The organism is Streptomyces sp. AC555_RSS877 (assembly GCF_019049245.1).
Lineage (GTDB): Bacteria > Actinomycetota > Actinomycetes > Streptomycetales > Streptomycetaceae > Streptomyces.
This window is the reverse complement of record NZ_JAGMUK010000239.1, coordinates 1-13,227: the sequence shown is the minus strand read 5'-3', so window position 1 is coordinate 13,227 and position 13,227 is coordinate 1. Positions and strand designations below refer to the sequence as shown.

Annotated in this window: 12 protein-coding genes and 3 pseudogenes; 9 read left to right on the top strand and 6 right to left on the bottom strand. The window is 68.5% G+C overall.

What is annotated here, in order from left to right; genetic code table 11:
• Positions 1 to 93: 93 nt before the first annotated feature.
• A pseudogene (locus KUM49_RS47450) lies at positions 94 to 648 on the top strand (long-chain fatty acid--CoA ligase); the annotation flags it as partial.
• 59 nt (positions 649 to 707) lie between these two features.
• On the opposite strand, the gene KUM49_RS50135 reads toward KUM49_RS47450, so the two are convergent.
• On the bottom strand, positions 708 to 1,388 hold the full coding sequence (locus KUM49_RS50135) for a response regulator transcription factor (protein ID WP_217243217.1): 681 nt from the start codon (positions 1,386 to 1,388) through the stop codon (positions 708 to 710).
• Between the two features lie 609 nt (positions 1,389 to 1,997).
• Between KUM49_RS50135 and KUM49_RS50130 the strand changes: the two genes are divergently transcribed.
• The 7 genes and pseudogenes from KUM49_RS50130 to KUM49_RS47405 all read left to right on the top strand — a co-directional run.
• The gene (locus KUM49_RS50130; protein ID WP_308407043.1) at positions 1,998 to 2,144 is read left to right on the top strand and encodes an alpha/beta hydrolase fold domain-containing protein; all 147 of its coding nucleotides are present in this window, start codon (positions 1,998 to 2,000) and stop codon (positions 2,142 to 2,144) included.
• A 75-nt stretch (positions 2,145 to 2,219) separates the two neighbouring features.
• Complete coding sequence (locus KUM49_RS47435; RefSeq protein WP_217243215.1) at positions 2,220 to 2,417, top strand: hypothetical protein; 198 nt, start codon at positions 2,220 to 2,222, stop codon at positions 2,415 to 2,417.
• A gap of 59 nt (positions 2,418 to 2,476) precedes the next feature.
• Positions 2,477 to 2,962, top strand: coding sequence for a MarR family winged helix-turn-helix transcriptional regulator (locus KUM49_RS47430; protein WP_217243214.1), 486 nt, complete (start codon positions 2,477 to 2,479; stop codon positions 2,960 to 2,962).
• Positions 2,963 to 3,030: 68 nt separating this feature from the next.
• Positions 3,031 to 4,377 (top strand): MFS transporter, encoded by a 1,347-nt coding sequence (locus KUM49_RS47425; protein WP_217243254.1) that lies wholly within the window; start codon positions 3,031 to 3,033, stop codon positions 4,375 to 4,377.
• A gap of 85 nt (positions 4,378 to 4,462) precedes the next feature.
• Entirely contained in the window at positions 4,463 to 4,867 is a 405-nt protein-coding gene (locus tag KUM49_RS47420) for a PaaI family thioesterase (protein WP_217243213.1), read from the top strand.
• Between the two features lie 28 nt (positions 4,868 to 4,895).
• A complete protein-coding gene (locus KUM49_RS47415; RefSeq protein ID WP_217243212.1) occupies positions 4,896 to 5,540 on the top strand; it encodes a TetR/AcrR family transcriptional regulator in 645 nt (214 codons plus the stop codon).
• A gap of 391 nt (positions 5,541 to 5,931) precedes the next feature.
• Positions 5,932 to 6,305 (top strand): annotated as a pseudogene (locus tag KUM49_RS47405) (transposase); the annotation flags it as partial.
• A gap of 224 nt (positions 6,306 to 6,529) precedes the next feature.
• On the opposite strand, the gene KUM49_RS50580 reads toward KUM49_RS47405, so the two are convergent.
• The 4 genes from KUM49_RS50580 to KUM49_RS47390 all read right to left on the bottom strand — a co-directional run bounded on the left by KUM49_RS50580 (position 6,530) and on the right by KUM49_RS47390 (position 11,467).
• Positions 6,530 to 7,339: a helicase associated domain-containing protein gene (locus KUM49_RS50580; RefSeq protein ID WP_308407041.1), complete on the bottom strand. Its 810-nt coding sequence runs from the start codon at positions 7,337 to 7,339 to the stop codon at positions 6,530 to 6,532.
• Complete coding sequence (locus KUM49_RS50575; protein WP_308407040.1) at positions 7,228 to 8,340, bottom strand: DEAD/DEAH box helicase family protein; 1,113 nt, start codon at positions 8,338 to 8,340, stop codon at positions 7,228 to 7,230. Before KUM49_RS50575 ends, KUM49_RS50580 begins: the two co-directional genes overlap by 112 nt.
• A 252-nt stretch (positions 8,341 to 8,592) precedes the next feature.
• Positions 8,593 to 9,708 (bottom strand): alkene reductase, encoded by a 1,116-nt coding sequence (locus tag KUM49_RS47395; RefSeq protein WP_217243211.1) that lies wholly within the window; start codon positions 9,706 to 9,708, stop codon positions 8,593 to 8,595.
• Positions 9,709 to 10,120: 412 nt separating this feature from the next.
• Positions 10,121 to 11,467 carry an aldehyde dehydrogenase family protein gene (locus tag KUM49_RS47390; protein ID WP_217243210.1) on the bottom strand — a complete coding sequence of 449 codons (1,347 nt, stop codon included), beginning with the start codon at positions 11,465 to 11,467 and terminating at the stop codon, positions 10,121 to 10,123.
• Positions 11,468 to 11,641: 174 nt separating this feature from the next.
• Between KUM49_RS47390 and KUM49_RS47385 the strand changes: the two genes are divergently transcribed.
• Positions 11,642 to 12,565, top strand: coding sequence for a helix-turn-helix transcriptional regulator (locus tag KUM49_RS47385; RefSeq protein WP_217243209.1), 924 nt, complete (start codon positions 11,642 to 11,644; stop codon positions 12,563 to 12,565).
• A gap of 479 nt (positions 12,566 to 13,044) precedes the next feature.
• Here the strand turns inward: KUM49_RS47385 and KUM49_RS49660 are convergent.
• Positions 13,045 to 13,227 (bottom strand): annotated as a pseudogene (locus KUM49_RS49660) (TetR/AcrR family transcriptional regulator); the annotation flags it as partial.

Sequence of the window (13,227 nt, the reverse complement as noted above, 5' to 3'; positions counted from 1 at the left end):
CGCCGAGGTCCCGGCCGACTGGAAATCACTCAGCTGGACGCCGGCCGCCGAGCGGGTCTACAACATCGCGGCCGGCCTGATCCTCCTGCGCGGCCCGGCGTCATGCAGGGCTACCACGGGCTGCCCGAGAAGACCGCCAAGGTCCTGGAGCCCCACGGCTGGATCCATACCAACGACACAGGCGAACTCTCGAACGACGGCTATCTGCGCATCACCGACCGCAACAAGGACCTCATCAAGAGGTCCGGCGGCCAGTACATCCCCCACCGAGATCGAGGGCAGTTCCAGGCGGTCTGCCCGTACCTCTCCAACATCCTCGTCCGCGACGCTGACCGGAACTTCAGCACCGCCCCGATCGCGCCCGACGAGCCGGCGATCCTCCAGTGGGCCCGGAGAACGGGCTGGCGGGGAAGTCGTACGAGGAGGTCGTCTCGGCACCCTCCTCGGTCGAGCGGATCGACGGGTATGTGCGACAGCTCAAGCCGGGCTTCAACGGTGGCAGTGCATCAAGAGGTTCGGGCTGCTGTCCCGCGAGACCTGAATGTGGACCGTGGCGAGATCACCCGACCTGAGACAGAGGCGGTCGGTGGTCGAGCGCGCATGCAGAACCTCATCGACGAGATGCACCAGGGCACACGCGAGGCGTAGGCCTGGCATGCACCTGGACAACACGACTTCCTGTTACCCGGGTTGTCAGTCGCCCGGGGCTACGAGGCTGCTTGCAGCCGGGGGGCGATGAAACTGGTGGGTGTCATGCCCGGCACGATGAGCCCGCTCTCATAGGCGAAGGCGATCAGGTGTCCGCGTCGGCGGATTCCCAGCTTGCTGAGCATGTGCGTGATGTGGGTCTTCACGGTGAGGGGACTGAGACCGAGGTCGCGGGCGATGGAGGCACTGTCCTGGCCGCTCGACAACATGGTGAGGATCTCGCGTTCTCGGACGGAGAGATCCCCGGTGAGCTCGGGCGTGACCCGCCCTTGCGCCTTCTTGACAGCCGGGGCTGTCCCCAGGGCGACGACGAGCCCGCCCCGGCACACGGTTTCCAGAGCGGCGATGAACTGGGAGGCGCTGACATCCGCGCCGAGGACCCCCGTGGCGCCAGCACGCACCTGAGCATCGACCTCCTGATCACTGGGAGCGCCGAAGACGACGGTTCTCGCCGCGGCACGGATCTCGGTGATCTGGGCAGTGAAGTCATCCAGTTGCCCGGTGTAATAGGAGCGGTCGAGCACGGCGACGTCCGCGTCGACACCGGCATCGAGCAGATCTATCAGGTCCCTGCCGTGCGCGGCAGTGCCAGCCACCCTCATGGTGCCGCTCGCATCGATCACCTTGGTCAGCGCGGCCCGCACCAGGGTCGGCCCGCCTGCGACGATTACCTTGTTCACGGGTCCTTCTTCTCGGCTCGACAGCCGTTCCGTCACCGCCCGTCCGGCACACATGCTCAGACCTGACTGGTTTCCGGGATGACCTGACCCATCATTCAGACGGCACTTGACGGTCGGCCCGCCGCGCACCTGAGCGTTCCTTGACGGTTGCCGAGTGACGGCCTCCACCTTCGGCCGCCAGGACTCGGTCGAATTGCACTCACCCGCAACGTCGTGCCCGGCACCGGACAACTACTTCGCCGTCCTTCCCGTCGTCCAGTGGTTCCCCGGCTCCCATGTGTCCGCGTCCCCCCGCCCCGTGCGCCGGAGGTCCCACAGCCATGACCCACCATCGACTTGATCAACAGGTCGCCGGCCGATGGGCGACCGCGAAACGGGAAGGCGGACCGGTCCTCCCGACCTACGGGCGCTATGGGCGACAACCACCTCCGCAGCCGGTGCTGACCGCCCGCCGCCGCGGAGCGAACCACCGCCGCGAGCGAACGACTCCCGTGATGGTGGCCGGAGTGCGCACCGTGTCGCGCCACCCGACGGGCGCTCGCTCCCCATCCGCGTCCATCCCGGCGCACGCGACGACTGCGTCGTGCTCTTCTTCCACGGCGGCGGCTTGTGAAGGGCGGCCTCGACACACACGACGGGCAGGCGTGGATGCCGCGCGATGTGACCGAGCGCCCCGTCGTCTCCGTCCACAACCGCCTCGCGCCCGAGCACCGGTTCCCGTGCGCCTACGACGATGCCGTCGACGCCGTCCAGTAGGTGCGGGCTCGCTCGTCTCGAGCCGCTTGCACCGACCGTGCTGGTCGGTGCGGTCCTTGGTTCGTCCTGGACCCGTTGCGCGCCGACGCCCGCCTGTTCCGGGAGCGGCTGCTTGTGAAGGGTGTGACGGTGCTGCCCTTCGAGGAGCCGCCCCTGCCGCACGGATTCTGGGAGTACGCGCCACTCGCCGACACCGCGGCGGACGCCGCGATCACAATGTGGGAGGCCTTCCGAGATCTCCTCGACAGCACCACCGACAGGCAGGCTCCATGAACGCGACTATCTATACAGCCCAGGTTGTACAGCCTGGGCTGTATATTTAGCATGGGGGCATGACGCCAGCGGACGAAGAGCCCTTGACCGAGGCCGTCATTCAGGCTGCCGGCGACATCTGGGTGGTGTTCGGCCGGCTCCGCCGCAAGCTGCGAGCCCTGGAAGCGGCCGAGGAAGCGATGGGCCGGGGCGGAGGCGGGGAGAGGGAACCTTCCCCGCCGCAGAGTTCCGTCCTGCGCCGCCTCGCCAGGAACGGTCCCGCCTCCGCCAGTGATCTCGCCGCTGCTGAGGGCGTACGGCCTCAGTCGATGGCCAAGACCGTCATCGCCCTTGAAGAGGCCGGGCTCGTCTCACGCAGCCCGGACCCCGATGACGGGCGGCGGCAACTCGTCTCCCTCACCGACCGGGGGCACCAACAGCGCAGGGGCGAGCGCCTCGCCCGTCAGGCGTGGCTCGCCCGGGCCCTGCAAGCGCACGGCACCGAGGAGGAGGTGCGGGCGGTCATCACCGCAATGGCGCTGCTCGACAAGGTGGCGCAGGGGTGACGCGTCCAGCCTCGCGCAGACGGCGTCGGGCAGAGACGGGCGGCTTCGACCGGCGCCTGATCGCACCGATGATCCTGGGCTCGATTCTCAACCCCATCAACTCTTCCATGCTCGCAGTCGCGTTGGTGCCCATCGGCCGCGCCTTCGACGTGCCTCCCTCACAGACGGCATGGCTCGTCTCGGGTCTCTACCTCGCGACGGCCGTCGGCCAGCCGGTGATCGGCCGGCTTGTCGACGCGTTCGGTCCGCGTCGGCTCTACTTGCTGGGCACCGCGCTGGCCGGCCTGGCCGGACTGCTCGGCACCCTCGCTCCGAACTTGTGGGTACTGGTCGCTTCCCGCGTCCTTCTCGGATTCGGCACCTCGGCGGCCTACCCGGCGTCCATGTCGTTGCTGCGCTCCGAGTCGGAGCGCACCGGCCGGAAGAACCCGAGTGGCGTCCTCGCCGCGCTGTCGATTTCCAATCAGGTCATCGCGGTCGTCGGGCCGGCTCTCGGTGGCCTGCTGATCGGCACCGGTGGCTGGCACCTGATCTTCGGCATCAACGTGCCGCTGTCGCTCATGTGCCTTGTCCTGGGCGCACTGTGGCTGCCACGCGCGACGCCACCGGGCAGGACGGTACACGTCGATGTGCCGGGCATGCTGTGGTTCGCCGGATCACTGACCGCGTTCATGTTCTTCCTGATGAACCCGGCGGTCGCACACTGGTATCTGCCGGTGCTCGGCCTGGCTGCGGGCTCGGTGTTCGTGCGTCGCGAACTCGGCATGGCCCAGCCGTTCATAGATCTTCGAGTCCTCGGCGGCAACGTACCGCTGCTTGTCACGTTCACCCGTCAGTGCCTCGCCTACACCACGTCGTACGCCTTCTTCTACGGCTACAGCCAGTGGCTCCAAGAGGGCCGAGGGCTCATCGCGTCACAGGCAGGTCTGCTTCTGCTGCCGCTGTCCGCGACGGCCATCGGTGTCACCGCGCTCACGGGACGCCGCAGCCGGGTACGGGGCAAACTCGTTGTCGGCGCGCTCTTCCAATGCCTCGGCTGCGCGGCATTGTTGCTCCTGCACGCCGACAGCCCGATTTGGCTGCTTGTCGTGCTCAGCGCGGTCGTCGGCATCCCGCACGGCCTGATCGGACTGGCCAACCAGAATGCCCTGTACGCACAGGCCGACCCGGCCCGCATAGGCTCGTCCGCGGGACTGCTGCGCACGTTCATGTACATCGGCGCACTGTTCGCGGCAGCGGCGAGCGCCGTGTTCTTCCGCGACGGCGCCACCAGTCCCGGACTGCATGCCATGGCCTGGCCGCTCCTCGGTGTGGCCGCCGTGTTCCTGGTCCTGTGCACGGCCGACCGCTCGCTGGGCCGCGGCACGACACTTGGCGAAACGACCCCCGCTCCCCGCAAAGGCGCTTATCCGTAGCCGTCGTACGTGGTCGGACATCCCCGGTTGACGGCCTGAGTTAACGTCGATAACTTATCGTACGTAACTCAGAGGGGAGCAGCCCATGCCCGCGCTCGCAGCCAACGACGTCTACGCACTCGCGCCGTACGCCAAGACCCTCGGAGTCGTGTTCGACGAAATGACGGCAGCCGGCGTTCGAGCCACGCTGCCACACGATCTCTCGCTCTCCACGGTGGGCGGTGGCCTCCATGGAGGAGCGTTGATGGGCCTCGCCGATGTGAGCGCCGCCGTGTGCGCCGCCCTCAACGGCCCGGTCGGCGCCGCACCGGCCACTGTGGAGTCGACCACGCACTTCCTTCGGCCTGCACACACAGACGTCGTTGCCACAGCTCGCCCCCTGCGCGTCGGTCGTAACACCGTCATCGAGGTCGACGTGCACGACGCCGAAGGCGAACTGTGCGCCCGGGTAACCCAGGTGGTCACCGCCGTCAAGCCGAAGACATCCTGATGCCGCTTCCTCCGCAAGGCCCCTTCCTGTGACCGGCTTCCGCGTTCGCGCCGCCAAGGGCCAGGGCGGCCTGCTCCGCGAGCAGCTTCTCGACATCGCCGATCAACTGCTGGAAGAGGGCGGTGCCGACGCTCTAACGATTCGGGCGGTGGCGACACGCGCGGGGGTCACCCCGCCGGCCGTCTACCTCCACTTCGCCTCGAAGACGGAACTCGTCCACGCCACGTGCCTGCGTGTGTGGAGTTCACTGTTCCTCGAGTTGGAAGAAGTGTCCCGGGGGGTCCCGGATCCGGTGACGGTGCTCTACGAAACCTGCGTCGCCTACGTCGCGTTCGGGCTTCGCCATCCCTCCCCGTACCGACTGGTGATGGATGGCGAGGCCACCAAGGCCAGTCGCCAGAACGCGGATGCGTGTTTCCGCTATTTCCGGGACAAGGTCACAGCCTGTCTCGATGCCGGGGTACCGGTGGAGAGCACCACCGAAACCGCCAGGCTGCTGTGTGCCGGCGTGCACGGCGCCGTCTGTCTCCTGATCCACCAGGAACGTGACGCATGGCCTCGGGACACCGCTCGCTATGTCACCCGGGTGGCGTCCGCGGCCGTCCACGGCGCCCTTCTCACCGCTTCTCACGCGTCTCCCCCCTCGATGTCCGCCGTGATGCAGTCGGGCTGAACCCGGTTCGACGACGGAGTCCGGTGCCCGACGGCTCACGGCGCCCAACGCAGCGAAGCCCTGCCGTACGTCGCCGCAGGCACATCACCCGAGCGAGCCTGCCCTCGAAGCACTCCAGCCGGGACAGGCGACCACAGGCCTTGCCGAGCATCGCACTGCTGTCGAACTTACGGGCTTCCTGGTAGGTGACCGTTTTCAGTGACTTGCCCAGCCACAGCCCGCCGGTGTAGCGGGCGGCGCCGGGCGTCGGCAGCCCATGGTTGGTTCGGATGGCTCTGTCACGTAAGCGACGCAGGTTCGGCAACGGTCCGAGTCGCCACCCCTGGTCCGGCCCATGTTCGGCCTGGCTGAGCAGACCGACGGCGACGGTGAAGGGGCCGACCGCCTCGTCTATCAGAACCGGACGGGCTGTCAGTGGCGCTATTGCCCCACGACTTTCCTGCCTGGTCGGCGGTGTTCTACTACTTCGGTCTGTGGCGCGAGGACGTGCTCGACCAGCGGATTCAGGAACTCCTGCGCTGCCAGGTGAGGGAGAGAGCCCGGCGATTAGAGGACCCGTCCCTCTTGATCATCGATACCCAGTCCGTCCGCGCGGCTGCCGGTGTCCCGAAGATTACGACGGGACTGGATGCCAACAAGAAGGTGTCGGGGCGCAAGCGGGGACTGGCCGTCGACGTGCTGGGGCTGATCATCGGCGTCGTCGTCCTGGCCGCATCCGCCCATGACAACGCCGCCGGCACCGCCCTGCTCGACCAGGCCGCCGAACGCTGCGAGCCCATCCAGCCGGTCGCGCACCCATATCGCCGTCGTGCCGCCCGGGTTGCTCGCCCGCGCGACCTGCGCAGTCAGAGGCGGGACTTGCTCACCGAAACGGGGACGGAGGGACAACGGACACCTCGACAGCTGCATCGGTCACCGGAACTACCCGAGCTTGCCCGTTGACCATGCTGCCGCACCGCGAAACTCCAAGATCCCCGACAGAGTCAAGCTCAGGGCTGGTCAGCCGGGATGATCCCGTGCCCGCCGAGGGTTTCGGACAACAACTTGGCGTGTTTGCTGGGTAGTTGTCCGGCGTTGAGTTTGGTGCGGGCCTTGGCCAGCCAGGGTCCGATCATGACGCGCTCGCCGTCGACTTCGATCCACTCGCGGGCGCCGGGAGTGCGTCCCCATCGTTCGAGGAACAGGCTGAGGATGTGTGCAGTCTGCGCTAAGGTACGCCTCCGCGGGGTGGCGGCCGCGCCTGTTCCGTCCTGACGGTATATCAGGATGCGGTCGGGGGTGAGGTCGAGGCGGGTAAGTAGGTCCCGCTGGCCGGGATCGAGTTGGTGCCAGGCCGTGAACTGGCGGTGCAGCCAGCTGCCCGCCTTCACTCCGGGGATCACTGTGTCGCGGGCCAGCGTGCTGGGGTGGTTGCCGGCTTGGATGTGGCGTCGCAGCACGTGGTACTTGCGGTGCCAGTCGGGGCCGTGCGGGAGATTCCAGTCTGGGTCGAGGGCGGCGAGCCGGGCTTCGCGGTCGGGGGCGAGGGGGCCTTTGCGCGCCAGTGCGCGCTGGTCGACGAGGAACTGGCCGCCGGGTTCTTGCGCGGGGATGGCGAGGTGGCCCTGCTCAGCGTGGTAGGCCTCGGCGGTGGCCATGTGGCCCTGCCAGGCGGCCTCATGCTCGTCCCAGGTCATGCCGAGCGCCTCTAGGTCGGCGATCCAGCTCTCTTCGAGGGCGCCGGCTTGGTAGGCGGTGCGCTGGCTGCTGATGTAGGCGCCCAGCCGGTAGCCGTAGGCATCCTCGTAGTCGGTCGGCACGCGCAGGTGGCCGTGCTCGGCTCGCTGTGGACGAACTGGCGGGCGAAATCTGATGCGTCGGCGATCTGCTGGAAGTAGACGAACACGTGGCGCAGGTCGTGTTCGCGCATGGCCTTGAGCATGGCCAGGTGCAGGGCGGTGGTGCGGCGTGCGGTGGGCCCGGCTTCCGGGTCGGTGAGCGCGGTGCGCAGGTCGTCGTCGGTGACAGTGGGCACGACGAGCTGGTAGTCGGCCAGGACTCCGTCGTCGATGGCGTCGGCGTGGGAGTAGGTGTGCAGGCGGGGGCCGAAGATTTTCGGCTGGTCCATGGTGGCCAGCAGCGTGGGGTCATCCCAGTGCGGGGCCGTTGCGGTCGTGCGTTTGGGGGTCGGGCCGGTGGTGGGCGGCTCGGCCAGGCGCGGTGCCTCCCACACGTAGGGGGTGGCGGTGAGGTAGAGACGGCGGTCGGCCGGGATACGGCTGTTGTCGTGCAGCACGGTCCAGTTCTTGGTCCAGGTGCCGGCCGTGGCGTGGGCCTCGTCAACGACCAGGAGGTCGAAGACGGGGGCGGGGAAGACGGCGGAGTGCTGGGCTTCCTCGATTTTGGACAGGGAGTCGAAGGTGAAGAACACCGTTGCTCGGGGGTGGCGGGCCAGCCAGTAGGCCAGGTACTCCCCCGCGTTGGTGGAATCGGCCTCGGCTGCGGCCAGCACCGGATGAGAGGCGGCGCGCAGCGACGAGACGGTGATCATCGGCTCGCGGCGGAGGTCGGCGCGGGCGGCGGCCGCCCACTGGGCGATCAGGTCCAGGCTCGGCACTGCCACCGCCAGATGCCGCACTCCCAGCTCCTCGGAGGCGCGCAGTGCGAGGAGGGTTTTGCCGGTGCCGCAGGCCGAGACGACGTGACCGCGAGTGTGCGGGCGGCGCAGGTGACGGACCGTGTTGGCGATGCCCTCCTGCTGATCGGTGCGCAGGGCCAGGCGCGCGGTGTGCTGTGTGTTTGCGGGGCTGGATGGCGTCACGCGGGTCCTCGGCGTACGGCGCAGGCAGGGCAGGTAGCCATTCTGGCCCGAGAGAGTAACTCCGTGACCTGGTTCCCTGCGATCTGGGCCGCCTGCGCGATGCGATGGGCACACTCGCCGTCGCGCTGAGCGTCCGTGTATTTCACTCCTCCGGTCGAGGCGGTTGCGGTGCTCCCATTCCACAGTGTCGCCGGTCGGGCGCCTGTCCATGGGTGAGTGGGGCTGCCGCATGGACAGGCGTGACCGTGGGCCTCAGGCCGCTTCGTGGAAGGGGTAGTCGGTGTAGCCCTCGGCGCCCTGCCCGTAGAACAGTTCCGGCCGCGGCTCGTTCTGCGGGTGGCCACCTTGCCAGCGCTCGACCAGGTCGGGGTTGGCGATGAGGGCCCGGCCCACGGCCACGGCGTCGGCGTGGTCGGCCTCGATCTGCTGGAGCGCCCGCTCGCGAGTGGTCTGCCCCCCGCCGAGGGGGCCGTTGTTGACGATCAGCTTGCCGTCGAAGCGCCGCCGCAGCTCCTGTACAAGGTCGCCGCCCGGCTCGATGTGCAGTACGGAGAGGTAGGCCAGGCCCAGCGGGCGCAGTTGGTCGAGCAGGGTGCCGTAGGTGGCCAGGACGTCGTCCCGGTCGGTCTCGAAGACGTCCCCGAAGTCGACCTCCGGCGAGATCCGCAGCCCGACCCGCTCGGCGCCGACGGCCTGGGCGATGGCCGTGACGACGTCGACGACGAAGCGGGCGCGGTTGTGCGGCGAGCCGCCGTATTCATCGGTGCGCTGGTTGGCCGCCGGGGAGAGGAACTGGTGGAGCAGGTAGCCGTTGGCGCCGTGGATTTCCACGCCGTCCGCTCCCGCCTCGATGGCCCGGCGGGCGGCGGTGACGAAGTCCTCCAGGGCTGCACGGATCTCTGCGGTGGTCATCGCTTCCGGTACGGGGTAGGGCTGCTCGCCCTTCTCGGTGAACGTCTCGCCGGTCTTGGCGATCGCGCTGGGGGCGAGGATGCGGCGGCCGCCGTTGATGTCGGGGTGGGTTTGGCGGCCGGCGTGCATGATCTGCAGGACGATGCGGCCGCCCTCGGCGTGCACCGCCTCGAACACCCGCTGCCAGCCGGCCGCCTGCTCGTCGGTGGCGATGCCCGGCTCACCGACATATCCCTGCGAGGCGTGGTCGGGGTAGGTGCCCTCGGCGATGATCAGCCCGACGCTCGCCCGCTGCCGGTAGTACTCGACCATCAGGTCCCCGGGGATGCCGGAGGAACCGGCCCGGACTCGGGTCATCGGTGCCATGACGATGCGGTTGGCGAGCTCGATCTTCCCGAGAGAGACGGGGGAGAAAAGCGATGGAACGGGTGAAACTTCTGAGATGTTGACAGTCATGGGTTTCTTTCTTTCTGCAATAGGGAGGGAAACGGGATGAAGGTCTGCGACGCAGGGGGTCCACGCTGTCCCGGCGGAGGTGGGGATGCGGTCCTCGGGCAGGTGCGGGCCCGCTGACGGTGACGCGGTTCCATGACCGCGATCGGGTGTGGGTGGTGTTGGCGGCGAACGCGGTGAGAACCGCATGCCGTCGGCGCCGGTGTCGACGCCGACGGCATGCGCAACTGCCCGCCGGAGTATGGGCGTTCGCTCCTTGCGCACGATCAGCAGCCGGCCAGCTGACGAAGTCATGGGTGGCGCCGCCGGAGTCGGTACGGATCGGTGTCTGCACTCCGCGCCGCGACCGACTCCCTCGACGCGCCCCCGCGAAGTGGCTCGCCCATCGGGCAGCCTGCTTCACGAAAGCGCGAGGCTAGCTGAGCGGTACATCCGCGACACCCTTGAGGTGGCTGAACGTCTCCAGGGAGTACCGACCGTGGTAGCGGCCCATGCCGCTTTCGCCGACACCGCCGAACGGCAGGCCGGGCATGAGCAGTTGCATCACCGGCTGGCCCCAGGCGACGCCGCCGGAGGACGTCTCGTTCACCAGGCGCGACTTGGTGGCCTCGGAGGTGGTGAAGGCGTAGAGCGCGAGGGGCTTGTCGCGTTCGTTGATGAAGGCGATGGCGGCATCGAGGTCTTCGACTTCGACGACGGAGATGATCGGACCGAAGATCTCCTCCTGCATGACCGGCGATGCGGGGTCGACGTCGGTGAGCACGGTCGGTGCGATGAACAGGTCGTCACGGTCGTGCTGGCCTCCCACTGCCACCTTGCCGGAGTCCAGCAGACGAGTGAGCCGGTCGAAGTGCCGCTCGTTGATGATCCGGCCGAAGCCGGCTGAGGTCTGCGGAGCGGCGCCGAACTGGGCGGTGACCGCCGCGCGGAGGGCGGGGACCAGTGCGGCGGCGGTGGCAGGATCGGCCAGGACATAGTCGGGGGCTACGCACTGCTGTCCGGCGTTGCCGAACTTGGCCCCCACCAGCCGCTTCGCGGTCTCGTCCACGTCGGCGTCGGGCGCCACGAAGACCGGCGACTTGCCTCCGAGTTCGAGCGTGACGGGGGTGAGGTTCTTGGCGGCTGCGGCCATGACGATCCGGCCGACGGTGCCGTTGCCGGTGTAGAAGATGTGGTCGAAGCGCTGTGCCAGCAGGGCCGTGGTCTCCTCGGCGCCCCCTTCGACGACGGTGAGCACGTCGGCGTCGAAGTACTGTCGCAGGAGGCGTGACGCGACCGCCGAGGTGTGCACCGAGATCTCGCTCGGCTTGGCCACCACGGTGTTTCCGGCGGCCAGTGCGCCGATGATGGGGTCGATGAGAAGGTGCAGCGGGAAATTCCAGGGAGCGATCACCAGCACGACCCCGAGCGGGTCGTACGTGGTGTAGGCCGTGGTCGTGGGGCCGAAGTGGGCGGGAACCTCCACCGGGCGGGGCTGAAGCCAGTTTTCGAGGTTCGCCAGCGTCTCGTCGATGTCGGCGACGGTGAAGTCGATCTCCTGCGTCTTCGCCTCGGCGGGGTTCTTCCGCAGATCCTTCCAGAGCGCTTCGATCAGCTCCTGCTCGTTCTCGACCAGCAGCGCCCGCAGCCGCCGCAGCTGCTCGACGCGCCAGTCCAGTCCGCGGGTGACGCCGGTGTTGAACGTCGCACGAAGGCGGCCGACCACCTCCGCGGCCGTTTCGCTCTGGTGCGTCCTCGACTCGGTCCCCTGTGTAGTGGTCATGGGGTGTGCTCCGTTCTTGATGCAAGCCACGCCCCGGCTGCCTTCCAGCCGGGCACGGTCTCCAGCGTGCTGGGCGGTCCGGTCTTCACCCAGGTCACGGCTTTGCGTATGCCGGCGATGCCTACCACTGGCTGGGGCAGGAAGGTGTGCGTCCGACCGTGGATACTCGGAGGCATGGACGAATACCCCGAACCGGCGCACGAGCCCGCCGACGGCGCTCTGGACCCGCGTGCCGAGCTCAGCGAGTTCCTGCGCACCCGGCGGGCCCGGCTGAAGCCGGAGGACGTGGGCCTGCGGAGCTTCGGACGGTACCGGCGGGTGCCGGGCCTGCGCCGCGAGGAGCTGGCGCAGCTGGCCGGAGTGTCGGTGGCCTATTACACGCGCCTGGAACAGGGCAACGGGCAGCACGTGTCGGCGGAGGTCCTCGACGCCATCGCCCGCGCGCTCAGGCTGAGCGACGCCGAGCACGCCCACCTCACACACCTGGCGAAGCCGAAACAGCACAAGAAGAAGCCGGCCGTCCGCGCCCAGCAGGTGCGGGGCCCCCTGCGGTCGCTGCTGGAGACCATGGACGGCGTCCCGGCGATCCTCGTGGGGCGGCGCTCGGACATCCTCGCCTGGAACCGGATGGCCGCGGCGGTCTTCGGCGACTGGGCCGAGCTGCCCGCGCACGAGCGGAACTGGGCGCGGCTGGTGTTCCTGAGGCCCGAGTACCGCGACCTGTTCGTGGACTGGGAGCACAAAGCGAACGACGTCGTCGCTCAGCTGCGCATGGACGCCGGCTCCCATCCCAACGACCCCCTGCTGTCCGCGCTGGTGGGCGAACTCTCCGTGAAGAGCCAGGAGTTCCGGCGGGTGTGGGCCGCCCACGACGTCAAGGACAAGTGCCACGGCATCCAGCGCCTGCACCACCCGCTCGTCGGCGAACTCGACCTCCGCCTCGAGTCGTTCCACCTGGCCGACGACCACGAACGGATGCTGGTGACGTACCACGCCCAACCCGGTTCCCCGTCCGCGGAGGCACTACGACTGCTGGCCAGCTGGGGCACCGACGCGACAAGGACGGGAGCCGGGATGCCGCCGGCACACACGGCTTGATGAACAGTTGATCATCGGTAGTTGGCTGCGCGCCACGCCCAGCTGCCCTTCGCACGCCAGACGCCTCCGGGGCCGGTGTCGGATTCAGGACGGCGCGGGCGTGCTGCGGGTGGGCAGTGGAAGAACGGTGCCACCGCTGCGCAGGGCGTCGTTTCGAGGGCCGGCTGGCGGATGGCCTCCTCGTACAGGTTCCGGCGGCCTGACTTCTCCCCGCACGTCTGCCGCGTCGACATGAGGTACCGCTCCAGGTGACGCACCCGCAGCTCCTCCACCCGTCGCGGCGGTTCCGTAGGCCCGTTGACCGTGGACACCTCCCGGTCCCAGCTCGTGTCTTACAGACGAGGTCCACGCTCGTCGCGACGACGCCACCACTCGTACGGCGCCCGGTCATCCATGGACGCGTCGCATTAGTCAACACTGGTCTCGCGCGAACCACAGAACGTCGAAGTACGTGCGCCGATCCCGGGCTAACCAGCTGACTACGGCTTTGGCCAGCTGCCCAACGCGAGGTTCGCGACTTGCAGCAGCTCAGAGCGGGAACTACCACTCGCGGCCTGGACGGCGATCCCATTGGCGACTGTTCTCAGGTAGAGCGCGAGAAGATGAGGATCTGTGGAAGGCGGAAGGTCACCGGTGTCCACCGCCTGTTGGAACCGGCGCGT

Excerpts from the sequence above, each read along its gene's own strand:
- KUM49_RS47390 (WP_217243210.1), bottom strand. The coding sequence starts at position 11,467 with ATGACCACTACACAGGGGACCGAGTCGAGGACGCACCAGAGCGAAACG.
- KUM49_RS47385 (WP_217243209.1), top strand. The coding sequence starts at position 11,642 with ATGGACGAATACCCCGAACCGGCGCACGAGCCCGCCGACGGCGCTCTG.
- KUM49_RS47430 (WP_217243214.1), top strand. The coding sequence starts at position 2,477 with ATGACGCCAGCGGACGAAGAGCCCTTGACCGAGGCCGTCATTCAGGCT.
- KUM49_RS47420 (WP_217243213.1), top strand. The coding sequence starts at position 4,463 with ATGCCCGCGCTCGCAGCCAACGACGTCTACGCACTCGCGCCGTACGCC.
- KUM49_RS47395 (WP_217243211.1), bottom strand. The coding sequence starts at position 9,708 with ATGACTGTCAACATCTCAGAAGTTTCACCCGTTCCATCGCTTTTCTCC.
- KUM49_RS47425 (WP_217243254.1), top strand. The coding sequence starts at position 3,031 with ATGATCCTGGGCTCGATTCTCAACCCCATCAACTCTTCCATGCTCGCA.